Genomic DNA, 25,717 nt, shown 5'->3' on the forward strand with positions numbered 1-25,717 from the left:
CGCGCGGGAATGACCTCTTGCAATAATCGCGCCGAGTTGGCGTGTTTCACCAAATCTTAGGCATGGACCGCTAACGATGAGCGATATGGAAACGATGCAGATAGAGCAGCCCCCCTTCGCGACCTCCGCCGCAGCAGGCCTGCAGGTGGAGCGGATCGGCAAGGTGTTCGGACGCCGCGCGGTCGTGAAATCGGTCTCGCTCTCGCTGCAACGCGGCGAGGTGGCCGGACTGCTCGGACCGAACGGCGCGGGCAAGACCACCTGCTTCTACATGATCACCGGGCTCATCTCGGCCGACCACGGACGCATCCTGCTGGACGGGCGGGACATCACCAATCTGCCCATGTATCAGCGCGCGCGTCTCGGCATCGGCTACCTGCCGCAGGAAGCCTCGATCTTCCGGGGCCTGTCGGTGGAAGACAATGTGGCCGCCGTCGCCGAGATTGCCGAACCCGACCGCAAAGCCCGCGAGACGCTCGTCGACGAGCTGCTCGGCGAGCTGCGCATCGACCATTTGCGCAAGTCGCCCGCGCTGGCGCTGTCCGGCGGGGAGCGCCGCCGCGTGGAGATTGCCCGCGCCCTGGCCGCGCAGCCGAGCTTCATGTTGCTCGACGAACCCTTCGCGGGCATCGATCCGCTCGCGATTGCGGATATCCGCGAACTGATTGTTTACCTTAAGCAGCGCGGAATCGGCATTCTGATCACCGATCACAATGTGCGCGAGACCCTCGAAATCACCGATCGCGCCATGATCATTCACGACGGGGAAGTCCTCTTCGAGGGCGCACCCGACGAGGTACGCCAGGACGCCAATGTGCGCCGGGTCTATCTCGGAGAAAGCTTCAGCTAGGGGGCAGAATGGCCGGCCTGGGACAAAAACTCGAAGTCCGTCAGGGACAGGGTCTGGTCATGACCCCGCAGCTGCAGCAGGCCATCAAGCTGCTGCAGATGAACAATCTGGAACTGAACGAGTTTGTCGAGGCCGAGCTGGAGCGCAATCCGCTGCTCGAACGCGACGAGCGCTCCGAGGCCGGCGGTGAGGAGAACGAGCCCCCCGCCAAGTCGGCCGAATCCAGCGAGGAGCTGAGCTTCGACGGCGCGCAGGCCGCCAAGGCCAGCGAAGCCCTCGATGCCGACAGCGAGACGATGTATTCGGACTCCCGGTCCGACATGGCCGGTTCGGGCAGCGAGAGCGCCGCCGGTCCGGTCGACTGGTCGCGCGCAGGCAAGGGCGGCAGCTTCGACGGCGAGGATTACGATCCGGGCGCCAACAGCTCTCGTGCCAAGACCCTGTCCGAGCACCTGCACGATCAGCTTTCCGAACTCGCGCTCAATCCTTCCGACCGCATGATGGCGGCCCATCTCATCGATCTGGCCGACGATGACGGCTATATGCGCGCCGACCTGGCCGAAACCGCGCAGCGCCTGGGCGTCACCGTCTCCGAGCTCGAAGCCATCCTCGACAAGCTGCAGACCTTCGAACCGGCCGGCATCATGGCCCGCACGCTGCAGGAATGCCTCGCGCTCCAGCTGCGCGCGGCCAACAGCCTCGACCCCTTCATGGCGGCGCTCATCGATCATCTGCCCTTGCTGGCCAAGCACGATTACGATGGCCTCCAGGCCGCGTGCGGCGTAGACGGCGAGGAACTCGACGAAATGGTGGCCGAGTTGCGCCGCCTCACCCCGAAGCCGGGGCTGGCCTACGGCAGTGAAAGCACGCGGGCGATCCAGGCCGATGTCTTCGTGCGCGAGCGCCCCGACATGGGCTGGTCGATCGAGCTGAATACCGAGACGCTGCCGCGCGTCCTCATCAACAATCACTACGCCGCTGAGATCGCCGGGGCCGCGCGCAAGGATGCCAAGGCCCAGGAATTCATTTCCGAATGCTCGCAGAGCGCCTCCTGGCTGGTCAAAAGCCTCGATCAGCGCGCCCGGACCATCCTGAAGGTGACCTCCGAAATCGTGCGCCAGCAGGATGCCTTCTTCGCCAAGGGCGTGGCCTGGCTGCGCCCGCTGAACCTGAAGACGGTCGCCGACGCGGTCAGCCTGCACGAATCGACCGTCAGCCGCGTCACCTCGAACAAGTATGTCGCCACGCCGCGCGGCCTGTTCGAGCTGAAATACTTCTTCACCTCCTCCATCGCGTCCGCCGACGGGGGAGAGGCCTATTCGGCCGAAGCGGTGCGCTATCGCATCAAGGCCATGATCGACCACGAGACGGCCGACGACGTGATGAGCGATGACAAGATCGTCGACCGGCTGCTGGCCGACGGGATCGAGATCGCGCGCCGCACCGTGGCCAAATACCGCGAGGCGATGAACATCCCCTCATCGGTGCAGCGCAGGCGCATTCTCAAGCGCACGGGCTGACCACATCTCCACTGCCGGACCTACCAACATCGATTGACGCTCACCGCGTTTCGCCGCTACCGTTGACCGGTTCGACAAGGGAGGGGTGGCCGAGCGGATTACTCGCAATCAGGCCCGCCCACATGACATGGGTCGGCCTGTCTGCGGGTCTCGTTTACTGCAGATGGAGGTCCCATGCATATCCAGTTCGTTTCCAAGAATATCGACGTCTCACCGGCGCTGCGCGAGCGCATCGAGGACCGCGTCATATCCGGTACCGGCAAGTATTTCAGCCGGCCGGGCGAGGCCTTCGTGGTGGCCACCAAGGAAGGCAGCGGCTTCAAGGTCGACTGCTCGCTTCACCTGCCCTCGGGCGCCTTTCTCCAGGCCTCTGGCACGGCCGGGGATGCCTATGCCGCCGCCGAGGCAGCCGTCGAACATCTTGAGAAGCGTCTGCGCCGCTACAAGCGCCGGCTGAAGGACCATCACGCCGACAACAAGACCGCGCTCCCGGCCGAAGAGACCTCCATCGTCGTGCTGCGCGGCGAACGCAAATCGGCTGACAATTACGATGACGCGGCCGAGGACGATGGCGGCGCCGAGGGCGGCGACGAGCCGGTGATCATTGCCGAGGCGCCCGGCGAGCTCAGCACGATGTCGGTCAGCAATGCGGTGCTGGAGATGGACGTGATCGACGCGCCCTTCCTGGTTTTCCGCAATGCCGCGAACAAGGGCGTGAACATCGTCTACCGCAGGCCGGACGGAAATGTGGGGTGGATTGATCCGGCTCGAGGGGCTAAAGAGCGCCCCGGCGAAGCGGCGGAGTAGTCCGCCGCAGGCTGAACGAAGGCCGTCCATGACCCTTTCAGACCTGATCCCCTCCGGCGGGGTGGCGGTGGATCTTGCAGCGACCAGCCGCAAGCAGGCGCTTCACGCGCTGAGCGAGCTGGCCCATCGCCGCCTGGATATCCCCGCCCGTCCCCTGCTCGAAGCCGTGATGGAGCGCGAGAAGCTCGGCTCGACCGGGGTCGGCGATGGCGTGGCCATTCCTCATGCCCGCCTGCCCGGCGTCGAGCGTACGTGCGGCCTCTTCGCCCGGCTCAAGCAATCGGTCGATTTCGATGCGGTCGACGGCCACCCGGTCGATCTGGTCTTCATGCTGATCGCGCCCGAGGACAGCGGGGCCGAGCACCTCAAGGCGCTCGCACGCGTGGCGCGGATGTTCCGGCGCGAGGAAATCCGCCGGGCCCTGCGCGCCGCGCCGGATGCCGACGCAGCCTACGCCATTCTCGACGGCTCTGTGGTCAACGCGGCGTGATACCGGACGTCCGCGCCTAGGTTATGTCCGCGGTGATCTCGCCGTCCGGGTGCACGATGGCGTGCTTCATGCCGGGCGAGTTGTAGAGCGCGGCGATCTCTCCGTCCGCGCCGACCGAGATGATGCCGCCATCCCCGCCCAGGCGTTTCACATCGTCCAGCGCGCCCTGGACCGCCGACTTCAGGTCCGCCCCGGCGTAGCGCATGCGCGCGGACACGTCGGCGGCCGCGCAGGCCCGCATGAACATCTCGCCCTGGCCGGTGCACGACACCGCGACGCGCTCGTCCGCCCAGGTGCCGTGGCCGATGATCGGCGTATCGCCGACCCGGCCCCAGCGCTTGCGCAGCGTGCCGCCGGTCGAGGTGGCCGCCGCCAGGCGCCCCTCGCTGTCGAGCGCCACACATCCCACCGTGCCCGTGGCGATGGCCCGGTCGTCGGCCACCGCCGCCGGCACGTAGTAGCCGACCGGGTCGCGTACCGGCTCCAGCTCCGCCTCGCGGGCGAATTCGGCCGCGCCGCCGCCGGACAGGAGGACGTGCGGCGTGCGTTCCAGCACGGCGCGCGCCACCTGGATCGGCGAGAGAAAACCTTCCAGCGCGCTCACCGCCCCGGCCTCGCGCGTATCGCCCTTCATCACTGCGGCATCGAGCTCGTAGCGCCCGGCCGCGTTGGGCGCCGTGCCCTTGCCGGCGACATAGAAGCCGGACGCCTCCAGATTGCGCACGATCTCGACCACGACATCCAGCGCGCTCTCGCCGTGAGCGAGCCGTTCGCGGCCCTCCTCGGCCAGGCTGCGCATATGGGTGATTTCCTGGGCGTAGGAACGGTCGGCCAGAAGCCCCGCTCCGCCATGCAGAACGAGGGCGGTTTTCGATTTCGCAGCCATGGAAGCCTCAACAAGAATTGGGTCGGTCGAACCGGCCTCTTACCACCGCGGTCCTTTTCACCCAACCGCGAAGGCGCTATGTCGCTTGCACACGCCGCCGGCAATGGCGGTCCGGTATAAACCTGAACGGGGAGGCCAGAGCGCCATGGATGTGAAAGATGTTGCAGCGATCGTGACCGGTGGGGCGTCGGGTCTGGGCGAAGGCACGGCACGCCGCCTGGCGGCCGAGGGCGCGAAAGTCGCGCTGTTCGACCTGAACGAGGAGCGCGGCGAAGCGGTCGCCAAGGAACTCGGCGGGATTTTCTGCAAGGTCAACGTGGCCGACGTGGACAGCGTCGAGGCCGGCTTTGCCAAGGCGCGCGAGGCGCACGGCCAGGAACGCGTTCTGGTCAATTGCGCCGGCATCGGCTGGGCGGAGAAGACGGCCCGCCGCTCCTCGTCCGGCGACATCGTGCGCCACCAGCTCGACAAGTTCGCGCTCGTCGTGACCGTGAACCTGATCGGCTCGTTCAACTGCGCGGCCGTGGCTGCCGAAGGCATGCTCAGCCTGGACCCGACGAAGAGCGGGCGCGGCATCATCGTCAACACCGCCTCGGTCGCGGCCCAGGACGGCCAGATCGGCCAGGTCGCCTACGCCGCCTCCAAGGGCGGCATTTACGGCATGACCCTGCCGATGGCGCGCGATCTGGCGCGCGAGGGCATCCGCGTGAACACCATCCTGCCCGGCTTCTTCGAGACCCCGATCTACGAGCAGATGCCGCCGGAGGTGAAGCAGAACCTGGCCAGCCATCTGCAATTTCCCCAGCGCTTCGGCACGCCGGAAGAATACGCGGACCTCGTCGCCTTCATGGTCGGCAACGACTACATCAACGCCGAATGCGTCCGCCTGGACGCCGGCGCGCGCATGCCCCCGAAATAGCACGGCGCGGACCCGGGCGGCGGCCGCCGCCCGGGTTCCGATCCGGGTCTCGAAAGCTCTTGAAAAGGCGGGGTTCGGTGCTAACGTCGAATTCCGCCGAGGCTGTGCGGGGAGCCGGTTGACGGTCTGCCGGGCCGGCGGTGTCAGCGCGGGTGAGCATGACCGATTCCCAGAGCCGAGTGGACCGGACCTATCTTGAAGACATCGATGCGGTGCTCGTCACGATCGAAGGGCGGCGCGAACCCGGTGACATCGACGTCGTCTGGCCGCCCATCATCGAAAAGCTGGAAAAGCACGGCACGCATCGCATGATCCTCGATGTGCGATCGGCCCATTACGAGTTCGACCTGACCACGGCCATCGACGTCTTCATGCGTGTCGCCACCCCTCTGACGGGCCTGGCGCTGGCCATCGTCATCCGCCCCGACCAGCGCGAGGTGGGCATCGTCATGAAGACGGCCACTCGCGCCTTCTGGAACGAGGCCAAGCTGCACACCTCCATCGAGGAAGCGGTGGACTGGCTCGACAGCTGATCCCGGGGGCGGGCCGGCTGGACCGGTCTCGCGCATGAATTATTACCAAACCCCCGAAATCAATTGACAACTCAAGCCGGAGACAGTGTGCTCCAATACTTCGCCGGAAGCTGAAGGGTGAGAGCGTGCTGGAACCGGGCATCCCTGGAATCGAATATTCCTACGATGAAGAGCTCGACGCGATCGTTGTGCGCACGCACGGCAAGCGCTCGCTGGACATCACGACGGCGGGTTTTGGCGCAATCCTTGAGCTGATGCGCAAGCATGGCACCTCGCGCACGCTTCTCGACGTTCGCGACGCCGAATACGACCTGCCCGACCAAAGCCGGATCGAGGGCTTTGCCAGCATCGCCCCGAACGCGCAGGGCCTGCAATTTGCTGTCATCGTCACCGAGGCACAGCGCGAGATGGGCCTGATCCTGGAAACGCTCGGCGCGGTTCGCTGGAACATGGTGCGCCAGTTCACCAGCGAAGCCGAAGCGCGCGCCTGGCTGGACGACAGCAATTCCTGAACCTTGCGCGGCGCGTGCGGCGCTGCAACTGCCGATGAAAATCATTCTCACGAAGCTCGACAGGCCGGAACCCGTCCTGTAGATGCGGCCCGACACAGTGCCGACCGCAAGCCCGACAGGGCGATGGGGTCCGCGCGCACGCCAGACCGGGTCCTGCACGATGAAACACCTTCTCCTCGCTTCCGCCGCGGGCATTTTGAGCTATAGCGCCGCCTTCGCCGACAGCGGTGAAGGCGATGCGGCCGGAACCGCCGCCCTGCCTGAAATCGTGACCGTGATCGGCCTCAGCGGAGACGCGGGCGACGTGACCGGCTCCGCGGCCGTGATCTCGCCGGAAGATCTCGATATCCAGGGCTATGGCGACATTACGCGTATCCTGCGTCAGGTGCCGGGAATCTACCTCCAGGAAGAGGACGGGTTCGGGCTACGCCCCAATATCGGGCTGCGCGGCACCGGGCTGGACCGTTCGGCCAAGATCACGCTGATGGAAGACGGCGTGCTCATCGCGCCGGCCCCCTATGCCTCCCCGGCAGCCTACTACTTCCCGCATGCCGCCCGCATGGCCGGCGTCGAAATCATCAAGGGCGCGGCCGGTGTCCGCTACGGTCCGCAAACCCAGGGCGGTTCGATCAACCTGCTTTCCACGCCGGTGCCGGACGATCTGTCCGGCGCGCTCGACCTGCGCATCGGCGAGGAGAACAGCGCCAGCGTCCATGGCTGGTTCGGCGGCATGGGCGATATCGGCGACACCAGCCGTCTTGGCGGCCTGTTCGAGGTCCTGTCCTCGCATTCGGACGGCTTCAAGACGATCGACAATGCCGCCGGGACCGGGACCGGCTTCGACATCCGCGATTTTGTCGGCAAGCTGCGGTTCGAAACCCGCGCCGCGGGCGCCGACCACCTCTTCGAACTGAAAGGTCAGGTGTCCAGCGAGCTGTCGAACGAAACCTATCTCGGCCTGACCGACGCCGATTTCGCGGCCTCGCCCTATCGGCGCTATGCGGCCTCGCAGTTTGACGAGATGGACGCAGATCACAGCGAGATATCTCTCCGCCACCAGGCCCTCTTCGGCAACGGGCTGGAATGGTCCAGCGTGATCTACCGCACCGATTTCGAACGCGACTGGTTCAAGACCGACCGCGTCGATTTCGACGGCAGCGGCCCGGGCGGGGCAGTCGGCATCAGCGCCATTCTGGACGATCCGGTGCGCTATTCGGACGAGTTTGCCGTTCTGCGCGCGCCGGCCGGCTTCGTCTCCGCCGACGATGCCCTCCTGCTCAAGCACAATAACCGCACCTACTTCGCGCAAGGCATTCAGAGCGAGCTGGCCGGAGACCTGGCCATTCCCGGAGGGCAGGCGAGCTGGCGCGTGGGCGCGCGCCTGCACGAGGACGAGATGGACCGCTTCCAGTGGTATGAGCGCTTCGCCGCGGACAATGGCAACATCGTCCTGACGGGGCGCGACGTGCCGGGCACCGAGTCCAACCGCATCGAGTCGGCCGAGGCCGCCGCCGTCTTCGCGCAGGCAGAGATGAGCTGGGGCGCGCTGACGCTCGTGCCGGGGCTGCGCTACGAGAGCGTGGAGCTGACGCGCCGCGACTATGGCAAGGCCGACCCGCAGCGCACCGGAGCGAATCTTGCCGTGCGGGAGAATTCCGTCGACTGGGTCGCCCCGGGCCTGGGCGCGCGCTACGAGATCGGCCCCCGGTTGTCGCTGTTCGGCGGCATCCATCGCGGTTACGCGCCTCCGGCGCCCGGTTCGACCACGGCTGAACCTGAAGACGGCACGAATTACGAAGCCGGCCTGCGCTATGCCGGTGAAATCGGCATGTTCGAGCTGGTCGGCTTCTTCAATGACTATGACAACATTCTGGGAAGCTGCACCCTGTCCACCGGTGGCAGCTGCACGGTCGGCGACCAGTTCGACGGCGGCGAAGCCGAGGTCCGCGGGGTCGAAATCGTGGCCGAAACCGATCTCGGGGCGCCGTTCGATACCGGTTTCGCACTCCCGATACGCGCCGCCTACACCTATACCGACGCCGAGTTCTCCACCGGCTTCAACTCCGACTTCGAGCCCTGGGGCATCGTCGAGCCCGGCGATGCGCTGCCCTACATCCCCGAGCATCAGCTCTACCTTTCCGCGGGCCTCGTCCTCGACCGGGCCGGCGCGCAGATCGCCGCCAATTGGGTCGATGACGTGCGCACCGTCGCCGGACAGGGCGAAATCCCCGGCAACGCGCTCATCGAGAGCCGCTGGGTCGCCGATCTGGCTCTGTGGTACACGCTCACCGAGCGCGTCGAACTGCGCGGTGAAGTGCGCAATCTCTTCGACGAGACCTACGCGGTGGCCCGCCGCCCTGCAGGCCTGCGCCCGGGTGCTCCGCGTGCGGTGACGGTCGGGGTCAATTTCGACTTCTAGCGCGGCCCGCACACGCCGGCACTCCGGCACGCGCCATAAAAAGGGGCCCCCGCACGGGAGCCCCTTTTGCATGCGTATTGATGGCAACTAAGCCGCATCAGCCTTCCGGCATGCGCACCGCATCGCCCAGATTGGCCACGACTTCGCTGGCATCGAACGCGTCCGGGTCTGCCGGCGCCGGGCCGCGTCCCATCACGATCTCGCCGATCGCTTCGTAGCGATTGACCTCGCGCATGGTGGCGTCGTTCCAGAACGGGTCCCGCCAGCCATACCAGCCATAGGCCGGGTGGTAGTAGCGGTAGCGCACGTGGAAGGCGTCATAGCCGCCCGACCCCACGAGCCGCGTGTCTTCCTCGGTATCGCGGCGCACCACGGTGAAATGATCGTATCCGCGTTCCAGCGTCAGCTCGGCGGCGCGGTAGAGCAGGAAGGTCTCCACCGTGCGCCGGTCGGTCAGCGAATTGCCGGTGAAGGTGACGAGAAAGCGATCGGACTCGATCTGCTGCTCGTCATAGCCATACCGGCTGCCGTCAGCAGCCTGATAGGGCGTGGACTGGGCGCAGGCGCCCAGCAACAGCGCCGCGCCCGTCATCGCGATAGCCAGTCGTTTCATCATCGCGAAACTCCTTGTTTGTGTGCCCTCGCGCACGCGGTGAGACTAGCACGCGGTTCGCGCAAAGGGCAGTGTCTTCAGACTCCTGCGAACGGGCCTCCGGTTCGAAGAGTTCCACATCGCGGCCCCGGCCGGGCCCCGGCCGGGCCTCGAGCCAGCGCTCTAGCCGTCGCTGCGCCGGGCCTCGTTGATGTCGCCGCGCAGGAGCAGGACCTCGATATTGTCGGGATCGAGATCGCGAGCCATTTCCATGTCGTCTTCGGCTGCGCCGACCTGGCCTTGTTCGAGCCGGGCGCGCCCGCGCAGGCGATAGCCCTCGGCCGCGTCCGGATCGAGCCGGACGGCCTCCTGCGCGGCGGTCTCGGCGACTTCCCACAAGCCCGCGTCGATGGCCGCTTCGGCCCGGCCCAGCGCCAGACCCGGATCGCGGGGCAGGAATTCCTGGCCGCGCGTGAAGGCGCGCAGCGCATCGTGCGGTTCGCCGGCGGCAAGCCAGGCATCGCCGGCCTGTCCGAACATGACCGCACGCGCATAGTCGCCGGCGGCCACGGCGCCCTCGGCATTGATCTCGAGACGCCGGGCGCCTTCGGCAAAATCTCCCGTCGCCACGATAGCCAGCCCGATGCAGTGATTGGCCGGCCAGCCGCCCGACTGGGCCTGCCACGCCAGCCCGGTCTCGAAGGCGGACAGCGCATTCTCGTCAATCTCGGCGATGCAGGCTTCGTAGCGGTCCTGGTCGACCGCCCGGATCGACTGCCCGAAAGCCGGCGCGGCCAGAGCGGACAGGCCAAGCGCGAGCATCACTGGACGCACGAAATGGGTCATGAAACTGTCCCTCCCTCAGACCGCCCCTCAGACCGCAGGGTCTTGCGGTCGCGATCTTAGGCCATGGCGGACGAAGGGGTCCATGAAAGAAACTGTGACACTGCTTCTGATCGGTTATGGCTATGTCGCGCGGGCCACAGCGCGCGCGGCATCCGGCCACGGCGCGCGGGTGATCGCGACCACGCGCAGTCATGACACCGCACGGGAAATCGACGCGGCCGGCTTCACCCCCGCCGTCTGCGATCCGGCGACGGCGAAGGGCGCCGAAACACTTCGCAGTCTGGCGCGCGAGGCGACCCACATCGTCTCCTCGGTCCCGCCGGGACGCGGCGGCGATCCGGTGCTGGCCGCGTTGAGCGACGCGCCGCCGGACCATGCCTGGATCGGCTATCTGTCCACGACCGGCGTCTATGGCGACCGGCAGGGCGGCTGGGCGTTCGAATGGGAGACGCCCACGCCGGGCCAGGACCGCTCGGTCCGGCGGGCCGAGGCCGAACAGGGCTGGACGGGCCTTGGCGCGCGCCTCTTCCGGCTCTCGGGCATATACGGTCCGGGCCGGTCGGCCTTCGACCGGCTGCGCGAGGGTCGGGCCCGGCGCATCGACAGCCCCGGACAGGTCTTTTCGCGCATCCATGTCGACGACATCGCGGCGTGCCTGTGCCTGGCAATGGAGCGTTCGGAACGCAAGGGCGCCTTCAATCTGTGCGATGACTGGCCCTCGCCCCAGAGCGAGGTCGTCGAGGGGGCGGCGCGCCTGCTCGGCCTCGATCCGCCGCCGTGCGAGACGCTGGAGGAGGCGGAGATGAGCGAGATGGCCCGCAGCTTCTACGAAGAGGTCCGCCGGGTTTCGAACGCGCGCGCCAAGGCCGCCTTCGGCTGGCGCCTCGAGTATCCAAGCTGGCACGAAGGCCTGCCCGCCGTGCTGGAAGCGGGTGGCTAGCTCACGTCCTCAATGAGGGCGAAGAGCCGCTCCAGGTCGCCGGCCTGTGTCAGGCGGTGATCGCCCGATTTCAGTAACTCCAGCCGCACATCGGACGCGTTGAGCGACTCCATCAGGCGCACGGCGTGCGACCACGGCACGTCCCGGTCCTGCCAGCCCTGCAGGATACGCACGGGGCAGTCGATCGCGATGGGCTCGTCGAGCAGCAGCCAGTTGCGCCCCTCCTCGATCATCGTGCGGGTAATCTTAGTCTTTTCCCCGCCACTGCCCGGCAGTGTCCAGCGCCCGTCCAGCATCAGCGCCTCGCGCGCATGCTGGGGCAGCGCGTCCCAGATCAGCGTCTCGGTCAGGTCGGCGGCCGGGGCCACCAGGACCAGCGCCTTGACCCGGTCCGGGCGCGCCAGTGCCGCGAGCAGGGCGATCCAGCCGCCGAGCGAGGAGCCGACCAGGATTTGCGGGCCGGCCGTGATCTCGTCGAGCACGTCCAGCGCGTCGGTGCGCCATTGCCCGATCGTGGCCCGGTCCCAGCTCCCGCCCGACTGGCCGGTGCCCGAATAGTCGAACCGGGTCAGTGCCCGTCCCTTGGCCTGCGCCCAGTCATCCAGCGCGCGCGCCTTGTTGCCGTCCATCGTCGCGCCGAACCCGCTGAACCACACCAGGCCCGGACCGGCGCCTGGGCCGTCGCCTGGGCCGGCACCCGCGCGCTGCCTGACGGCAAGCCGCGTCTCCGGGTCGCGCTGAAGAAACTCGACATCCTGGCTCATGATCGTCCTCTGGCTGCGGGCGGTTGCTGTGATTGCGGGTGGAAGACGCGGCGGGTATGAGACGGGGGCGAGACGGCGCGCGGCATTTTTACACGAACCCCGTCAGGGACCCCTCTTGGTGAACATCCTTCAGGTCATACCCGAACTCGATGCCGGCGGCGCGGAGCGCACGACGATCGAGATCGCCGAAGCTGTCACGGCAGCAGGCGGCCGCGCTCTCGTCGCCAGCCAGGGCGGCCGGCTGGAGCGCGAACTGTCTGCCGCGGGCGGAGAGTTGGTTCATCTGCCGGTGAAGTCAAAAAATCCGTGGACCATCTGGAGGAATGCCGCCCGCCTGGCGCGCCTCATCCGCGAACACGAGATCGACCTCATCCATGCCCGCTCGCGCGCGCCTGCCTGGAGCGCCTTCTGGGCCGCGAAGCGCACCGGCGCCGCCTTCGTGACGACCTATCACGGCACCTATAATGCCCGGTCGGGGCTGAAGCGCCGGTACAACTCGATCATGGCCCGCGGCGACCGGGTGATCGCCAATTCACACTTCATCGGCGAGCATGTCACGCGCGAACACGGCGTACCGGCTGACCGGCTCGCCGTCATCCCAAGGGGCGTCGACCTCGCCCGCTTCGACCCGGCCCGCATCAATCAGAGGGCGGTCCAGACGCTGCGCGCGAAATGGCGCGTCGAGCCGGAGCAGATCCTGATCCTGTTGCCCGCCCGCCTGACGCGCTGGAAGGGCCAGGAGCATGCCATCGCCGCGCTGGCCCTGATCGCGGACCAGACCTCGAACGCAGTCCTCGTCTGCGCCGGCGATGCGCAGGGGCGCAGCGACTACGCCGAGACCCTGCGCACGAAAGCCGAAGCGGCCGGCATCGCGCTGCGCCTGCCCGGTCATGTCGAGGATATGGCCACCGCCTACGCAGCCGCCGATCTGGTGCTCAACCCCTCCATCGAGCCGGAAGCCTTCGGGCGCAGCGCCGCCGAGGCGCAGGCGCTCGGGCGTCCGGTGATCGTCGCCGATCATGGCGGGGCGCGCGAAGTGGTCGAGCACGCCGTCACCGGCTGGCGCGCGCCGCCTGGCGACGATCAGGTGCTCGCCGACACGATCGCCACGGCGCTCGGCCAGACGCCGGGAGCGCGCGACACCATGGCCCGCGCCGCGCGCGAGCGCGTCACCGACATGTTTTCCAAACGCGCGCTGCAAGAGAAGACCTTGCGGGTCTATCGCGAGCTTCTAGACTGCCGGTCATGACAACAGACGACATGCCCTCCAAGGAGCAGGTCCTGATCCTGCATGATGGCGACCTGACGCAGACCGTGCGCATGCTCGCCGCGGCCCGGCGCATTCGCGCCTATCATCCCAAGGCCCGCGTTACCCTGCTTTGCGGCCCCGATTTCGAGGGGCTTCTGAAGCATTGCGTCTATTTCAACGCGGTCGAGCCGACCCTGCCCGATCTGGCCCAGAAGGGCTTTTTCGAGCGGCGCAAACTGGCCAGGGCGAGCCAGTTCGATGTCGTCTACGATCTTGATGGCGGCGATGCGGCCCAGAAGGTGCGGCGCGCGCTGAGCTTTTCCTCCACGCGCTGGATCCGGGCCCTGCCCGAGCCGGCGGGCCGCGGTCATCCGCTCGATCTCGTCGCGGCACGCCTTGGCGAGGCGGGGCTGGGACAGACGCATTACGCGCTCGGCGAGGCGCCCGGCCCGGAAGTGGACTGGATCGATTTCGTCGCCAAGCGCTCGCGTACGCTGGAGCCGGCCTATTTCGGTCTTCAGGGGCCCTATGCCCTGTTCACCCCGGCCGGGGACGACGTGAAGCCAGCCCTGCGCTGGCCGAAGGAGCGCTGGGCCTCGCTGGCGCACCAGATTCTCGAAGCGGGCATCGAGCCGACCATTATCGGCGGACCCAATGCGCGCGAGGTGGGGCGCTATATCGCCCATGTGGCGCCGGGCGCGCGCGACCTGACCGGGCGCGCCAACCTGGTCCAGCTCGCCGGGCTCGGACGCAAGGCCAATTTCGCCTTCGGCGAGGATGTCGGCCTGCTGCACCTGATCGTGGCGACCGGGGCTCCGGCGGTGATGTTCTCGCCCGGCGAGGACGCCCCCCATTTCGACGCGCCGCGCGGACGCCATCCCACCTTGCTGATGCACGCGCCGACCCTGGCGCAGATCTCGGTCGCCGAGGCCGTCCAGGCGATGCGTTTCGCGGGCGGATTTGCCAACGCGCCCGAAGCGGCGTGAGCGCGCGGGCCTGCGCTGCGCACCCTTCGCCCGGTATCGGCGCTTGATTTATGGCCCGCGCCTACGATATTGGCGTGCCTGATCTGCTTGAAAGTCGCAGCCGCGCTCGAACCACATTGAAATCGGCGCGTTCTTTTGAGAAGCCAGACGTGCGATATTATCGTATCGTGTCACCATCCAAGGCAGTTACCAGGGAGAATACGCATAGCACGACGTCCGCATGCCGCGCCGCCGCCCAAAAAAGAGGGCCCGCGCGTAAACCGAGAGATCCGCGTGCCGCGGGTCCTGCTCATCGACGCTGAAGGGGAGAAGCAGGGCGAGGTTCCGATCGAATCCGCGCTCGAAGCCGCCCAGGAAGCCGGTCTCGACCTCGTTGAGGTCGCGCCAGGCGCGAACCCGCCTGTCTGCAAGATCATCGACTACGGCAAGCTCAAATACCAGGAGCAGAAGCGAAAGACCGAGGCGAAGAAGAAGCAGAAGACCCAGGACGTCAAAGAGATCAAGATGCGTCCGAACATCGATCAGCACGATTACGAGGTCAAAACCAAGGCCATGCACCGCTTCTTCGAGGACGGTGACAAGGTCAAGGTGACGCTGCGCTTCCGCGGCCGCGAAATGGCCCACCAGGATCGCGGCATGGACGTCATGAATCGCGTCAAGGCGGACTTCGCCAATGTCGCCAAGGTCGAGTTCGAGCCCAAGCTGGAAAACCGGCAGATGACAATGGTGATGGCGCCGCGCTAGTCCTGGCCGCCATTGGTATGAGTGTGAACGCGCGGGCCGGCGGCCCGCGCGTTTTATTTCATACCTGTCGTGAAATTCATTGAGCGGTCATGTTGGCTGATCTAGCTTTCCCGCGGCTGAAACACTCAAGGGGACGCTAAAATCATGACACGCATCATTCAAACTGCTCTTGCCGCCGGGGCTGTGGCCCTGGCCTTCTCCTCCGTCGCCTCGGCTCAGAACTGGCAGGCCAGTCCGAGCTACGGGGAGACTTATCTCTCCTCCGGCTTCACGCCCGACCCGCATTCGGTTCGCCTCAACGCCGGCGGCTCGATCCGCGCCCAGGACCGCTTCTCCGATTGCCGCGGCTATATCGCCAATGCCCCCGATTACCGGCTTCAGTACAGCGCGGGCAGCCTGCCGCTCTATCTCAACGTGGATTCCGATACCGACACCACGCTCGTGGTCAACGGCCCGGACGGACGCTGGTATTGCGACGACGACGGTGCGGACGAAGCGCTGAACCCGCTGCTCTACTGGAGCAATCCGCCGTCCGGCCAGTACGACATCTGGGTCGGCACCTATTCCTCGGGACGCTCCGCCCCGGCCACGCTCTTCATCTCCGAACTCGGCGAACAGACCGAGCAAGGCAGCTATAATGGCGGCTACAACAATGGCGGCGGGTACAATAGCGGCGGGTATGGCGTGGACATCTCGGCCCCGGCCGAGTTCGGCAATGTCACACTCAACGGCGGCTACCTGCCCGACCCGTGGACGCGCAACGTCACCGCCGGCGGCAATCTGCGCGCCGACGACGCGGTCAATTCCAGCTGCCGCGGCTACATCTCGTCCAATCCGAGCGTCGAGCTGAACTATAACGGCAGCGGCAGCCTCTACATCTACACGACTGGCGATGCGGATACCGTGCTGGCCATCAACCGCCCCGACGGCAGCTGGGTCTGCAATGACGACGGCGCCAGCGGCGTGAATGCCGGCCTCGAGTTCAACGGCAATTCCGGCGGCGTGTACGACATCTATGTCGGCACCTATGGCAGCGACCGGCGCAATGTCACGCTGAACGTCTCCGAAATCGAGATGGGCTACTAGGTCTCGCGCGATAATTGCGAGAGCCTGCAAGGATGCACGCGGACCGGCCGGTCCGCGTGCATCTGCTTTTCAGGGCCGGGGGTGGCCTCGCTGAGCGCAGATATTTTCGCTCCCGGGCCGATGCCCCATTTCCGCCCGGATAACACCGCTGTAATAATGGCCCGGAGCGTCGCCTGAAGCTGGCTGCGCTGCACGGGTCTGAAATTTCAGAGCCCATATAGTCCAGACTTATTTCAGGAGGCCGATATGGTCCGCAATTGTGTTGGTACGCTCGCCGCCGGAACGGCGCTGTCTCTGGTTTTCGCGGCTGCGGCCGCCGCCCAGTCTGCCGATCTGTCGCCCGCGCAAGGGTCGGCCGAGCTTCGCGCCGGTTTCGCCGACGATCCCCATTCCATCGGTGTGCGCGCAGGCGGTCCGTTCGACGCCCAGGCGCTCGCCGGCAGCTGCTACGGCTATATCAACGAAGCGCCCAACGCGGTTCTTCAATACCAGGCCGGCGATTATGACCTCTTCCTGTCCGCGGCCTCGGACGAGGACACCATGCTGGCGGTCTCCGCCCCGGACGGCAGCGTGATCTGCGACGACGATGGCGCGGGCGAAGGCTTCAATCCCGGCATCCATATCGAAGACCCGCAAAGCGGGCGCTATGCGATCTGGGTCGGCACTTACGGGGCCGGCGTCGGCCTCCCGCCGGCCATGCTGCATATCTCCGAGACCGGCTTTCATAGCAGCAACCCCTATTCGCGCACGATCGAGCCGGACATGGCTCCGGCCGAACGCGACCGGCTGCGCGCCGGCTTCCGCAACGATCCGCGCCGCTATGAGGTGAGCGCAGGCGGCGATCAGTCGCTCGCCTCCGGCGGAACCGGCTGCTACGGCCAGGACACCCAGGCGCCCGATGTGTGGATCGACTATTCGGCCGGCGACCTGCCGCTCTTCATCACCGGGGAGGGCGATTTTGACGGCGTGCTCGCCGTTCACACCCCGTCCGGCGGCTATCTGTGCGACGACGACAGCGCGGGCAGTCTCAATCCCGGCATCGCCATCGGCGAGCCGGAAAGCGGGCGCTATGCGATCTGGTACGGCACGCTCGGCCAGGGTCCGGCCCAGCCAGGCACCGTGCTGGTCTCCGAGATCGGTTTTTCGGGCGTCGACAGCTCGCTCGACCTGTCCCTGCCCGCTCGCCACGGCGATGTGGCGCTGACCGGCGGCTTCCCCGAGGATCCTCACACGGTCGCCATTCAGGCGGGCGGGGCGAGCGCGGCGAATCTGGCAACCGCCGGCCAGCTCGTCGCGGGCGGCTACTGCACCGGCTATGTGACCCGCGAACCCGCGGTCGAACTCGATTTTACCTCCGGCGACCTGCCGCTCTACATCTCCGCGGCCGGCGAGCAGGACCTGACCTTGATGGTCAACACGCCCGACGGCGCCTGGTTCTGCGACGATGACGGCAGCGAAGGCGTCAATCCGGGCCTTGTCTTCGAAAACGCCCGCTCGGGCATCTACGACATCTATGTCGGAACGTATTCACAGGCCGACACGCTGGTGCCCGCCGAGCTGTTCATCTCCGAACTCGGCTTTGGCGCAACCGGCGACTACACCCCGGAAACCCACGACACCTATGAGGAATTCGACTGGCAGGAGGAAGAAGGCGAGCCGCTCGACATCTCGCTCGACGCGGTGTTCGCCACGATCGAGCTGACGGAGGGCTTTACGCCGTCGCCTTACGTGATCGACCTCCAGGCGGGCGGGGAAGAACCGGTCTCCAGCGGAATCGAAACCGACCAGTATTGTGCCGGCTACGCGACGCAGGCGCCCAGCGTCGAGCTTGCCTATTCCGGCTCCGGACCGCTGGCTATCTACACCCAGGGCGACCGCGACACCACGCTCGCCATCAACCGGCCGGACGGCAGCTGGGCCTGCGACGACGATGGCAGCGCCTCGCTGAATGCCGGGCTCAGCTTCTCCGGCGATGTGCAGGGCACGTACGACATCTATGTCGGCAGTTTTGGCGGGGACACGGTACCGACGTCACTGGTCATTTCCGAGGGCGCCCTTCCGGCCGGCGCTTACTAGGCGCTTCGAGCCGCGCACGACAGGAACGCCCCGGCTCCGGCCGGGGCGTTTTTTGTCGGGCTCTCGCTCCCGACACCTGCCGTAGCGGGCTTGCATTGCTGGCGAGGACGCGTATAACCGCGCGTCTTGAATTGAGCGGGCCTACCCGGCCCACGACATGCCGGGCGGCCTTTGAAGCCTCGTCCTTCGTTTCGGCGCGGGACTGAACAATGGAGAGCAAAATGTCGAAACTGAAGACCAAGAGCGGCGCCAAGAAGCGCTTCAAGGTCACCGCCACGGGCAAGGTCCTGGCGGCCCAATCCGGCAAACGTCACGGCATGATCAAGCGGACGCCCAAGCAGATCCGCCAGAAGCGCGGCACCGACACTCTGTCGGCCCCCGACGCCAAGATCGTGAAGCAGCATTACCTGCCGTACAGCCGCTAAGGCTGACGCGTAGCGTTTAAAGGAGACCTATCATGGCTCGAGTTTCTACCGGCCCTGCAAGCCACGCCCGTCACCGCAAGGTCATCAAGGCCGCCAAAGGCTATTACGGCCGCCGCAAGAACACCTTCCGCATCGCCAATCAGGCGGTGGAGAAGGCCGGCCAGTACGCCTATCGCGACCGCCGCGCGAAGAAGCGCACCTTCCGTTCGCTCTGGATCCAGCGCATCAACGCGGCCGCGCGCCTGAACGACCTGACCTACGCCACCTTCATGAACGGCCTGAACAAGGCCGGCATCGAGCTGGACCGCAAAGTCCTGTCCGACATCGCCATCCGCGAGCCGGAAGCCTTCGCCGCCCTGGCCACCCAGGCGAAAGACGCGCTGAAGTAAGCGACGCATTTCACGGCTTTTAAAAAACGCCCGTCTGCCCCGCGCAGACGGGCGTTTTTGCTTTTAGGGCCTCTGCCGATCCAGCCGAACCCACTGAAACCCCGGACGGCCGCGGGCGATCCCGGGGCCTTGTGGCAATACGAGCGCTCTTTCCTGACGAAAGTCAGGACCCAGGGGAGGACGGCGCGGCATCATCGGATGACAGCGCTCCACGCTCTCGGGATCCCGGATCAAGTCCGGGATGACGAAGCAATTGTTTTATATTGATAATTACAAACCTCGTCATTCCGGGCGAGCGTAGCGAGACCCGGAATCCAGAGAGGACAGCTGGCAAGAGAAAAGGCCGTCATCCGGGTCGTCACGCACGCTCGCCGCCTACTCTTCCGTGTCTTCGGCCAGCGCGGCGGAGAGGCGCGAGAGGCCGGCCGAGACGCCGCATTCACGGTGATAGTCCGAGATCCGGGCGGCCGTCGTGGGAAGGTCGATGTCGGACTCCTCGAGTTCGGCGGTGATGTCCGCGCGGATCTCGTTGCGGGCGGTCGAGACCGCCTGGAGGATGATCGGCATCGATTGCTCGGACAGGAGATCGCGGCGCAGGGCATCGCGGGTGCCGCCGAAAATCGTCGAGACGCCGGACCAGGCGTTCGCATTCGCCTCGGCAAACGACCCCACGCCGCTGGCAACCACCTGTCCCGTCGACAGGCTGCCGGTCAGGACAGTGTCGGTCAGCGTCAGATTGGCAAAATAGGCGTCACAATGCTCGTCGGCGGCGAGCAGCATGGCCGTGGCGAGCGCACGCGCACTCGCCTCGGACGCGCCTTCGGTCATGAGCAACGCAACCAGCGTATTCGCCCGCACCGGGCGGCCGCTGTCATAGCGCTGACCGCTCAGGACCGCGGCGGTTTCGCCGTCGATGACAAGCTCGTATCGCCCGATCTTCGCGCCCGCGGCGTCCCGGCTGAGACAGCCCGTCACCAGAAGTCCACCGGCGATGAGGTATGCAACTGTTCTGATCATGGCACCCACCCTGGACTTGACCATATACCCCTGGTTGTTGCCCGGGCAAGCGAAACCGCAAACACAGGCAAGGGCAGGGAAAGCGGCGCGGCCTCTGGCGGTAACCCGCCTCAGGAGGCCAGGAAGCCCTCCGCCCGGACGAGATCGCTCAGCCAGTCCATGAAGACCGTCAGGCGCGGCGAGGCGGTCCGGCGGCGTGGATAGACAAAGGACAGGGGCAGGTCGGGTGGAGGAAAGTCCGCCAGGACCTCGACCAGCGCCTGACCCTCCTCGGCCCGGTCCGCCAGATGATAGCGCGGGATCTGGACGATGCCGCGGCCATGGCGGGCGGCCGTCCAGTAGGCTTCGGTATTGTCGACGGTGACACGGCTCTTCAGCGTGCGCCGGATCAGCCCCTCCGGCCCCAGACCTTCCCAGACATGGGTATCGGGTGCGCCCCACGGCCCGTAGCCGACGATGTAATGATCAAACAGATCGTCCGGGTTTTCCGGGACGCCATGGGTATCGAGATAGCTGCGGGACGCGCAGCTGGCCATCCCGATCGCGCCGATCTTCCGGCAGATCAGTTCAGAATCGGCCAGTTCCGCAGCCCGCACGACCAGGTCCACCCCATCATGGACCGGATCGATCAGCCGGTCGCTCGCACCAAGTTCGAGTTCCAGGTCCGGGTGCCGGGCCTGAAACGACGCCAGGTTTGGCAGCACGATCCTTGTGGCGAGCTGGCTCGTCATGTTGACCCGCAACCGGCCGCTGACCGGCCCGCTCCGGCTATCGAACAGGGATTCGGCACTCCGCATCGAGTCTGCAAGCTCGCGCGCAACCTCGAGAAACTGCTCGCCTTGCGGGGTGGGACGAACCTGGCGCGTCGTACGATGGAGCAGTTGCTCGCCAAGCCGGTCCTCCAGCGCGCGCAGGACCGTCGACACCGTGGAGCGCGGCAGGCCGAGCGCTTCGGCGGCGCGCGTGAAATTCCCGCTCTCCACGATCTGGATGAAAATCTCGTACTGCCGGATCCGGTCCATAGATTGTTCGCCCTTTTCGACAAGTCTTGGCAAATCTGCGTGACTGTTTCGTAAAAGTCGAACGCATTAGGTGTCCATCCGTCAGCTTTTGAAAGGAGCCAACAGATGGGCATCGTACTTGTGACAGGCGGAAGCCGGGGATTGGGACGCGACATGGCGCTGAAACTCGCCCAGTCCGGCCATGACGTGATCCTCACCTATCGCAGCCAGGCCGGCGAGGCCGAAGCGGTCGTTCAGGCGATCCGGGAGCGGGGCCGCAAGGCGGCGGCGCTCGCGCTGGACGTCGCCGACAGCGCCGCATTCCCCGCTTTCTTCGAAAAGGTCCGGGCTGTGCTTGACTCCCAGTTCGGGGCGCAGGCGATCGACTATCTCGTCAACAATGCCGGGTCCGGCCTTCACGCGCCGTTCGCCGAAACCACATCGGAGCAATTCGACTCGATGATGAATATTCATCTCAAGTCGGCCTTCTTCCTCACCCAGGGCGCGCTCGGCCTGCTCAACGATGGCGGCGGCGTGGTCAATATTTCCAGCGGACTGACCCGGTTCAGCTATCCGGGATATGACGCCTACGCCACGATGAAGGGCGGGGTGGAGACATTGACCAAGTACATGGCCAGATCGCTCGGCGAACGCGGCATCCGGGTCAACGTGCTCGCCCCCGGCGCCATCGAGACCGACTTCAATGGCGGCGCCGTGCGCGACATGCCGGAGCTGAACGAGGCCTTGGCCCAGCAGACAGCGCTTGGCCGGGTCGGCGTGCCGCAGGACATTGGCGGCGTCGTCGCCTTCCTGTGCTCGCCGGACTCGCGCTGGATCACCGGCACGCGCATCGAAGCCTCCGGCGGCATGTTCCTCTAGGCACGCCTGGCCAAGATGAAACCGAGACCTGAAACCCCGGCCGGCCAAAGGCCGAGCCGGGGCCTCGGTGCGGATAAGAACGCGGCCTCCGAAGACTCCCCTTCACGCTCTCTGGATCCCGGATCAAGTCCGGGATGACGAGGTTCGTGGGGGTTTGAAATCTCTCAAACCTTCGTCATTCCGGGCGAGCAAAGCGAGACCCGGAACCCAGAGAGGACAGGGTGCCCACGCGCGTCATCCGACCCTTCGAGGCTCGCTGCGCGAGCACCTCAGGGTGAGGGGGTGGATGACATTAAGCGACGTAAATAATTTATATATCAGAGCCTTGAACCAACCTGCCCCCTCATGCTGAGGTGGCCGCGCAGCGGCCCTCGAAGCATCGGATGGCAAGCTCGAACCTCTCCCATGAGGCCCGGCGCTCCCTACCGGTCGGCCGGAGTTTCACTCGATTATTATCCCTGAAATCCCGGGCGGAGCGAAGCGCAGACCTAAGGACCGTTTGGAGATTGCCCAACCTGAACACTCCCTTCTCTTTCCCAGCGAAAGCTGGGACCCAGGGATCGGAGGGCTCTGCCCGTCTTCTCCTGGATCCTGACTTTCGTCAGGAAAGAGAGTTCTGCTTATCGGAAAGGCACGCGGCACCCTACACCAGCCCTTGGGCGACCAGCGCATCGGCCACGTGGCGGAAACCGGCAATATTCGCGCCGGCCGAGTAGTCGATCTTCCCGGCAGAGGTCTTGCGCTCATTGCAGATCTTGGCGTGGATGCTCGTCATGATGTCGCGCAGCGAGGTGTCCAGCGTCTCGCGTTCGCGCGACTGGCGCTGGGTGTTCTGCTGCAGCTCCAGGCCGGATACGGCCACGCCGCCGGCATTGGCCGCCTTGCCCGGTCCGAACAGCACGCCGGCCTCCTCAAAGCGCTCCACCGCCTCCGGCGTGCAGGGCATGTTCGCGCCCTCGGCCACGACCGTCACGCCATTATCGATCAGCGAGCCAGCAGCGTCCGCGCCAAGCTCGTTCTGCGTGGCGCATGGCAGCGCCACATCGCACGCGAGCCCCCAGGGCTGCTCGCCGGAGCGCCAGTCGCCGCGTCCGCAGTCCTGCGCATAGTCGGCCAGGCGCTTGCCGTCATCGAGCGTGTGCGTCTTGAGCCAGGCCAGATCCTCGCGCGTATAGCCGTCCTCCATCACCAGCGTCCCGTCGGAATTGGACAGGGAGATGACCTGCGCTCCGGCCTCGATGGCCTTCTCGGCAGCATGGATCGCCACATTGCCGGCGCCGGAAATCGCGGCGCGCTGACCGTCCAGCGCCCGTCCCTCAGCCTCCAGCATCGCCTTGAGGAAATAGACCAGGCCGTAGCCGGTCGCCTCGGTGCGAAGCCGGCTGCCGCCATAGGACAGGCCCTTGCCGGTCATCGAGCCCTCGAACTCGTTGCGCAAATTCTTGTAGGCGCCGAACAGATAGCCGATCTCGCGTTCGCCGACATTGATGTCGCCGGCCGGGATATCGGTGCGCGGGCCGGTGAAATGCCAGAGCTGGCCCATGAAGGCCTGGCAGAAGCGCATGATCTCGCTGTCGGAGCGGCCCTTGGGATCGAAATCCGATCCGCCCTTGCCGCCGCCGAGCGACAATCCGGTCAGCGCATTCTTCAGCGTCTGGTCGAAGGCAAGAAATTTCAGGTCCGACAGGGTGACCTCGGGGTGGAAGCGCAGCCCGCCCTTGTAGGGACCGACCGCGTTGCACGCCTGGACGCGCCAGCCGCGATGGACTTCCGTCCCGCCCTCGTCATTCTGCCAGACCACCCGGAAGGCGATCACCCGGTCGGGGATGGCCAGGCGTTCCAGCACACGGTCCCTGCCATAGGCCTCGTTGGCCTCGACCAGGGGCAGGACATTGCGGGCCACGTCGCGCACCGCCTGATGGTAGGTGTCTTCGCCCGGCGAGCGTGCGCTCACCCAGTCCATGAACATGTCCAGATCGCACGGCGTGCCGGTCATCGCCACTCTCTCCCTCCGGTCGCTGATTGGCTAAGGGGCGAGTTAGGCCGAACGGGTCACTCCGGCGAGCCGTTCCTGAAATCGGGCAGGCGGACGTCTTCAGCCCTGCTCTTCGGGCAGGCGGACGACGAGGCCGTCCAGCGCGTCGGAAATCTTGATCTGGCAGGACAGGCGCGAATTGTCCTGAACGTCGGTCGCGAAATCGAGCATGGAGTCCTCCATCGAGGCGCGTTCGCCGGTCCGGGCGGTCCAGGCTTCGTCGACATAGACGTGACAGGTCGCGCACGCGCACGCGCCGCCGCAATCGGCGTCGATGCCGGGGACCATGTTGCGGATCGCCGCTTCCATCACTGTCAGGCCGTTTTCCGCCTCGACCACATGCTCGGTCCCGTCGTGCTCGATATAGGTGATTTTCGCCATGGGCTCTGGAATGTCCTGTCGCAGAAGGTGCGCGCAGCGCGCGGCAAGAAGAATGGGTGCTGGCGCCTATTTAGGACAGGAAGTCGCGCATCGCCACACTCAGGTCACGCAGACGTTCAGGATCGGGCGTCGCGCCCGCCGCAATCATGCGCTGGGCGGCCATGTATTCGGGTCCGCAATTGACCGCCTCGCACGCCACCAGACGCCCCTCGCGCAGGTGGAACAGGGAAAAACAGCCCTCTTCGGGATCGCCGCGGCGTATCATGGTGTCGGCGCCCTCAATAAGGCCGGCGATCTGCAGTTTGAGTTCGTACTGGTCCGACCAGAACCAGGGCACCGGATCGTACTCGGCCTCGATACCGAGGATGGACTGGGCCGCGGCCTTGCCCTGCTCGATCGCGTTCTGGACCGATTCCAGACGCAGATGCCGGTCATAGCGTTTCGAGTAGAAGCGCGCTGCGTCTCCGGCCGCATAGATGTTCGGGTCGCCGGTGCGCGCCTGACCGTCGACGCAAATGCCGTCATCGACCGTCAATCCGGCCGCCTCCGCCAAGCTCGTTTCCAGCTCCAGACCGGCCGCGATCAGCACCGCGTCGGCCTCGATCGTCTTGCCGTCCGTCAGGCGCACACCTGTAGCGAAATCGCCGCCGGTAATGGAATCCACGCATGAGGATACTCTCACATCCACGCCATAACCGCGGTGGATTGCACCGAACCAGCCCCCGAGTAATGGGCTGGCCGTGCGCGCCATCGGGCGCTCGGCGGCCTCGATGACGGTGACGTCTATCCCCCGCTTTCGCGCGGAGGCCGCGACCTCAAGCCCGATATAGCCCGCGCCCACGATCACAAGGTGTTTGAGCCGGCTCATATGCTCGGAGAGCTGGTCGGCCTCGGCCAGGTTGCGCAGCACATAAACGCCGGGAAGGTCCGCGCCCGGCAGGGGAAGCCGGCGCGCCTGTCCCCCGGTCGCCAGAATCAGATGATCGTAGGCAATCCGGCTTCCATCGTCGGTCAGCACGGCGCTCGCGCTGCGGTCGATGGCCTTGATTCGTGTGTTTTTACGAAGACTTACATCGGCTTTGGCGAACCAGGCTTCCGGCTTCAGCCACAGCCGCTCCAGCGCCATTTCGCCCGAAAGATAGGCCTTTGACAAAGGCGGGCGCTGGTAGGGCAGGGCCGGTTCGTCCCCGATCAGCGTGACCGGACCCTCATACTTGCGCTTGCGCAATTCTGCAGCGGCCGACAGGCCGGCCTGTCCGGCCCCGACAATGACAACCCCTGCCTGATCGCCCATGCGCCTGTGATCTCCCGGTTTTCTGGTGCCGCTTCACGTCCGCGCCATGCCAGCGCCCGGCCGGGAGGAAGTCAAGC

Annotated in this window: 26 protein-coding genes; 17 read left to right on the plus strand and 9 right to left on the minus strand. The window is 66.1% G+C overall.

The window, feature by feature from the left end; genetic code table 11:
• Nucleotides 1–94 precede the first annotated feature (94 nt).
• The 4 genes from lptB to ptsN all read left to right on the plus strand — a co-directional run bounded on the left by lptB (nt 95) and on the right by ptsN (nt 3,667).
• Nucleotides 95–850: an LPS export ABC transporter ATP-binding protein gene (gene lptB, locus E5162_RS09630; protein ID WP_135945121.1), complete on the plus strand. Its 756-nt coding sequence runs from the start codon at nt 95–97 to the stop codon at nt 848–850.
• A gap of 8 nt (nt 851–858) precedes the next feature.
• On the plus strand, nt 859–2,370 hold the full coding sequence (gene rpoN / locus E5162_RS09635; RefSeq protein ID WP_135945019.1) for an RNA polymerase factor sigma-54: 1,512 nt from the start codon (nt 859–861) through the stop codon (nt 2,368–2,370).
• Between the two features lie 174 nt (nt 2,371–2,544).
• Complete coding sequence (gene hpf, locus E5162_RS09640; protein ID WP_135945020.1) at nt 2,545–3,177, plus strand: ribosome hibernation-promoting factor, HPF/YfiA family; 633 nt, start codon at nt 2,545–2,547, stop codon at nt 3,175–3,177.
• Between the two features lie 28 nt (nt 3,178–3,205).
• Nucleotides 3,206–3,667, plus strand: coding sequence for a PTS IIA-like nitrogen regulatory protein PtsN (gene ptsN, locus E5162_RS09645; RefSeq protein ID WP_135945021.1), 462 nt, complete (start codon nt 3,206–3,208; stop codon nt 3,665–3,667).
• A gap of 16 nt (nt 3,668–3,683) precedes the next feature.
• Here ptsN and E5162_RS09650 read toward each other — a convergent pair whose 3' ends face one another.
• Entirely contained in the window at nt 3,684–4,553 is an 870-nt protein-coding gene (locus E5162_RS09650) for an isoaspartyl peptidase/L-asparaginase family protein (RefSeq protein WP_135945022.1), read from the minus strand.
• A 145-nt stretch (nt 4,554–4,698) separates the two neighbouring features.
• On the opposite strand from E5162_RS09650, the gene E5162_RS09655 reads away from it, so the two are divergent.
• The 4 genes from E5162_RS09655 to E5162_RS09670 all read left to right on the plus strand — a co-directional run bounded on the left by E5162_RS09655 (nt 4,699) and on the right by E5162_RS09670 (nt 8,936).
• Nucleotides 4,699–5,472, plus strand: coding sequence for an SDR family NAD(P)-dependent oxidoreductase (locus E5162_RS09655; RefSeq protein ID WP_135945023.1), 774 nt, complete (start codon nt 4,699–4,701; stop codon nt 5,470–5,472).
• A gap of 158 nt (nt 5,473–5,630) precedes the next feature.
• Complete coding sequence (locus tag E5162_RS09660) at nt 5,631–6,005, plus strand: hypothetical protein (protein WP_135945024.1); 375 nt, start codon at nt 5,631–5,633, stop codon at nt 6,003–6,005.
• Between the two features lie 125 nt (nt 6,006–6,130).
• Complete coding sequence (locus E5162_RS09665) at nt 6,131–6,517, plus strand: hypothetical protein (RefSeq protein WP_135945025.1); 387 nt, start codon at nt 6,131–6,133, stop codon at nt 6,515–6,517.
• A gap of 160 nt (nt 6,518–6,677) precedes the next feature.
• Entirely contained in the window at nt 6,678–8,936 is a 2,259-nt protein-coding gene (locus tag E5162_RS09670; protein WP_158291268.1) for a TonB-dependent receptor family protein, read from the plus strand.
• 97 nt (nt 8,937–9,033) lie between these two features.
• Here the strand turns inward: E5162_RS09670 and E5162_RS09675 are convergent, their stop codons facing one another.
• Together E5162_RS09675 and E5162_RS09680 are read right to left on the minus strand one after the other, a co-directional pair.
• Complete coding sequence (locus E5162_RS09675) at nt 9,034–9,552, minus strand: CC0125/CC1285 family lipoprotein (RefSeq protein WP_233342084.1); 519 nt, start codon at nt 9,550–9,552, stop codon at nt 9,034–9,036.
• A gap of 159 nt (nt 9,553–9,711) precedes the next feature.
• A complete protein-coding gene (locus E5162_RS09680; protein ID WP_135945027.1) occupies nt 9,712–10,374 on the minus strand; it encodes a tetratricopeptide repeat protein in 663 nt (220 codons plus the stop codon).
• Nucleotides 10,375–10,456: 82 nt separating this feature from the next.
• Here E5162_RS09680 and E5162_RS09685 point away from each other — a divergent pair, with 82 nt between their 5' ends.
• Nucleotides 10,457–11,314: an SDR family oxidoreductase gene (locus tag E5162_RS09685; protein WP_135945028.1), complete on the plus strand. Its 858-nt coding sequence runs from the start codon at nt 10,457–10,459 to the stop codon at nt 11,312–11,314.
• Here E5162_RS09685 and E5162_RS09690 read toward each other — a convergent pair.
• A complete protein-coding gene (locus tag E5162_RS09690; RefSeq protein ID WP_135945029.1) occupies nt 11,311–12,078 on the minus strand; it encodes an alpha/beta hydrolase in 768 nt (255 codons plus the stop codon). The genes E5162_RS09685 and E5162_RS09690 overlap by 4 nt on opposite strands.
• 118 nt (nt 12,079–12,196) lie before the next feature.
• Here E5162_RS09690 and E5162_RS09695 point away from each other — a divergent pair, with 118 nt between their 5' ends.
• The 7 genes from E5162_RS09695 (at nt 12,197) to rplT (ending at nt 19,033) form a co-directional block, all read left to right on the plus strand.
• Nucleotides 12,197–13,327, plus strand: coding sequence for a glycosyltransferase family 4 protein (locus tag E5162_RS09695; protein ID WP_135945030.1), 1,131 nt, complete (start codon nt 12,197–12,199; stop codon nt 13,325–13,327).
• Nucleotides 13,324–14,313 (plus strand): glycosyltransferase family 9 protein, encoded by a 990-nt coding sequence (locus E5162_RS09700; RefSeq protein WP_135945031.1) that lies wholly within the window; start codon nt 13,324–13,326, stop codon nt 14,311–14,313. The genes E5162_RS09695 and E5162_RS09700 overlap by 4 nt, the downstream gene beginning before the upstream one ends.
• A 204-nt stretch (nt 14,314–14,517) precedes the next feature.
• On the plus strand, nt 14,518–15,057 hold the full coding sequence (gene infC / locus E5162_RS09705; RefSeq protein ID WP_135945123.1) for a translation initiation factor IF-3: 540 nt from the start codon (nt 14,518–14,520) through the stop codon (nt 15,055–15,057).
• A 144-nt stretch (nt 15,058–15,201) separates the two neighbouring features.
• Nucleotides 15,202–16,143: a hypothetical protein gene (locus E5162_RS14915; protein ID WP_188634450.1), complete on the plus strand. Its 942-nt coding sequence runs from the start codon at nt 15,202–15,204 to the stop codon at nt 16,141–16,143.
• Nucleotides 16,144–16,389: 246 nt separating this feature from the next.
• Nucleotides 16,390–18,219 carry a hypothetical protein gene (locus tag E5162_RS09715; protein WP_135945032.1) on the plus strand — a complete coding sequence of 610 codons (1,830 nt, stop codon included), beginning with the start codon at nt 16,390–16,392 and terminating at the stop codon, nt 18,217–18,219.
• A 221-nt stretch (nt 18,220–18,440) separates the two neighbouring features.
• Nucleotides 18,441–18,644, plus strand: coding sequence for a 50S ribosomal protein L35 (gene rpmI / locus E5162_RS09720; RefSeq protein WP_135945033.1), 204 nt, complete (start codon nt 18,441–18,443; stop codon nt 18,642–18,644).
• A 32-nt stretch (nt 18,645–18,676) separates the two neighbouring features.
• Nucleotides 18,677–19,033: a 50S ribosomal protein L20 gene (gene rplT / locus E5162_RS09725; RefSeq protein ID WP_135945034.1), complete on the plus strand. Its 357-nt coding sequence runs from the start codon at nt 18,677–18,679 to the stop codon at nt 19,031–19,033.
• 375 nt (nt 19,034–19,408) lie between these two features.
• On the opposite strand, the gene E5162_RS09730 is transcribed toward rplT, so the two are convergent.
• On the minus strand, nt 19,409–20,050 hold the full coding sequence (locus E5162_RS09730; protein ID WP_135945035.1) for a hypothetical protein: 642 nt from the start codon (nt 20,048–20,050) through the stop codon (nt 19,409–19,411).
• A 110-nt stretch (nt 20,051–20,160) separates the two neighbouring features.
• The gene (locus E5162_RS09735) at nt 20,161–21,072 is read right to left on the minus strand and encodes a LysR family transcriptional regulator (protein WP_135945036.1); all 912 of its coding nucleotides are present in this window, start codon (nt 21,070–21,072) and stop codon (nt 20,161–20,163) included.
• A gap of 105 nt (nt 21,073–21,177) precedes the next feature.
• On the opposite strand from E5162_RS09735, the gene E5162_RS09740 reads away from it, so the two are divergent.
• Nucleotides 21,178–21,930: an SDR family NAD(P)-dependent oxidoreductase gene (locus tag E5162_RS09740; RefSeq protein ID WP_135945037.1), complete on the plus strand. Its 753-nt coding sequence runs from the start codon at nt 21,178–21,180 to the stop codon at nt 21,928–21,930.
• Nucleotides 21,931–22,573: 643 nt separating this feature from the next.
• On the opposite strand, the gene gdhA is transcribed toward E5162_RS09740, so the two are convergent.
• The 3 genes from gdhA to E5162_RS09755 all read right to left on the minus strand — a co-directional run bounded on the left by gdhA (nt 22,574) and on the right by E5162_RS09755 (nt 25,640).
• On the minus strand, nt 22,574–23,926 hold the full coding sequence (gdhA, locus tag E5162_RS09745; RefSeq protein ID WP_233342086.1) for an NADP-specific glutamate dehydrogenase: 1,353 nt from the start codon (nt 23,924–23,926) through the stop codon (nt 22,574–22,576).
• A 99-nt stretch (nt 23,927–24,025) separates the two neighbouring features.
• Nucleotides 24,026–24,346 carry a 2Fe-2S iron-sulfur cluster-binding protein gene (locus E5162_RS09750; RefSeq protein WP_135945038.1) on the minus strand — a complete coding sequence of 107 codons (321 nt, stop codon included), beginning with the start codon at nt 24,344–24,346 and terminating at the stop codon, nt 24,026–24,028.
• A 70-nt stretch (nt 24,347–24,416) separates the two neighbouring features.
• The gene (locus E5162_RS09755; protein ID WP_135945039.1) at nt 24,417–25,640 is read right to left on the minus strand and encodes an NAD(P)/FAD-dependent oxidoreductase; all 1,224 of its coding nucleotides are present in this window, start codon (nt 25,638–25,640) and stop codon (nt 24,417–24,419) included.
• Nucleotides 25,641–25,717 lie beyond the last annotated feature (77 nt).

Source organism: Marinicauda pacifica (assembly GCF_004793635.1).
Classification (GTDB): domain Bacteria; phylum Pseudomonadota; class Alphaproteobacteria; order Caulobacterales; family Maricaulaceae; genus Marinicauda; species Marinicauda pacifica.

Bases quoted from the DNA above. Each gene is read 5' to 3' on its own strand.
- lptB (WP_135945121.1), top strand. From the start codon at position 95: ATGCAGATAGAGCAGCCCCCCTTCGCGACCTCCGCCGCAGCAGGCCTG.
- rpoN (WP_135945019.1), top strand. From the start codon at position 859: ATGGCCGGCCTGGGACAAAAACTCGAAGTCCGTCAGGGACAGGGTCTG.
- hpf (WP_135945020.1), top strand. From the start codon at position 2,545: ATGCATATCCAGTTCGTTTCCAAGAATATCGACGTCTCACCGGCGCTG.
- ptsN (WP_135945021.1), top strand. From the start codon at position 3,206: ATGACCCTTTCAGACCTGATCCCCTCCGGCGGGGTGGCGGTGGATCTT.
- E5162_RS09650 (WP_135945022.1), bottom strand. From the start codon at position 4,553: ATGGCTGCGAAATCGAAAACCGCCCTCGTTCTGCATGGCGGAGCGGGG.
- E5162_RS09655 (WP_135945023.1), top strand. From the start codon at position 4,699: ATGGATGTGAAAGATGTTGCAGCGATCGTGACCGGTGGGGCGTCGGGT.
- E5162_RS09660 (WP_135945024.1), top strand. From the start codon at position 5,631: ATGACCGATTCCCAGAGCCGAGTGGACCGGACCTATCTTGAAGACATC.
- E5162_RS09670 (WP_158291268.1), top strand. From the start codon at position 6,678: ATGAAACACCTTCTCCTCGCTTCCGCCGCGGGCATTTTGAGCTATAGC.
- E5162_RS09675 (WP_233342084.1), bottom strand. From the start codon at position 9,552: ATGATGAAACGACTGGCTATCGCGATGACGGGCGCGGCGCTGTTGCTG.
- E5162_RS09680 (WP_135945027.1), bottom strand. From the start codon at position 10,374: ATGACCCATTTCGTGCGTCCAGTGATGCTCGCGCTTGGCCTGTCCGCT.
- E5162_RS09685 (WP_135945028.1), top strand. From the start codon at position 10,457: ATGAAAGAAACTGTGACACTGCTTCTGATCGGTTATGGCTATGTCGCG.
- E5162_RS09690 (WP_135945029.1), bottom strand. From the start codon at position 12,078: ATGAGCCAGGATGTCGAGTTTCTTCAGCGCGACCCGGAGACGCGGCTT.
- E5162_RS09700 (WP_135945031.1), top strand. From the start codon at position 13,324: ATGACAACAGACGACATGCCCTCCAAGGAGCAGGTCCTGATCCTGCAT.
- E5162_RS14915 (WP_188634450.1), top strand. From the start codon at position 15,202: ATGACACGCATCATTCAAACTGCTCTTGCCGCCGGGGCTGTGGCCCTG.
- E5162_RS09715 (WP_135945032.1), top strand. From the start codon at position 16,390: ATGGTCCGCAATTGTGTTGGTACGCTCGCCGCCGGAACGGCGCTGTCT.
- rpmI (WP_135945033.1), top strand. From the start codon at position 18,441: ATGTCGAAACTGAAGACCAAGAGCGGCGCCAAGAAGCGCTTCAAGGTC.
- rplT (WP_135945034.1), top strand. From the start codon at position 18,677: ATGGCTCGAGTTTCTACCGGCCCTGCAAGCCACGCCCGTCACCGCAAG.
- E5162_RS09730 (WP_135945035.1), bottom strand. From the start codon at position 20,050: ATGATCAGAACAGTTGCATACCTCATCGCCGGTGGACTTCTGGTGACG.
- E5162_RS09735 (WP_135945036.1), bottom strand. From the start codon at position 21,072: ATGGACCGGATCCGGCAGTACGAGATTTTCATCCAGATCGTGGAGAGC.
- E5162_RS09740 (WP_135945037.1), top strand. From the start codon at position 21,178: ATGGGCATCGTACTTGTGACAGGCGGAAGCCGGGGATTGGGACGCGAC.
- gdhA (WP_233342086.1), bottom strand. From the start codon at position 23,926: ATGACCGGCACGCCGTGCGATCTGGACATGTTCATGGACTGGGTGAGC.
- E5162_RS09750 (WP_135945038.1), bottom strand. From the start codon at position 24,346: ATGGCGAAAATCACCTATATCGAGCACGACGGGACCGAGCATGTGGTC.
- E5162_RS09755 (WP_135945039.1), bottom strand. From the start codon at position 25,640: ATGGGCGATCAGGCAGGGGTTGTCATTGTCGGGGCCGGACAGGCCGGC.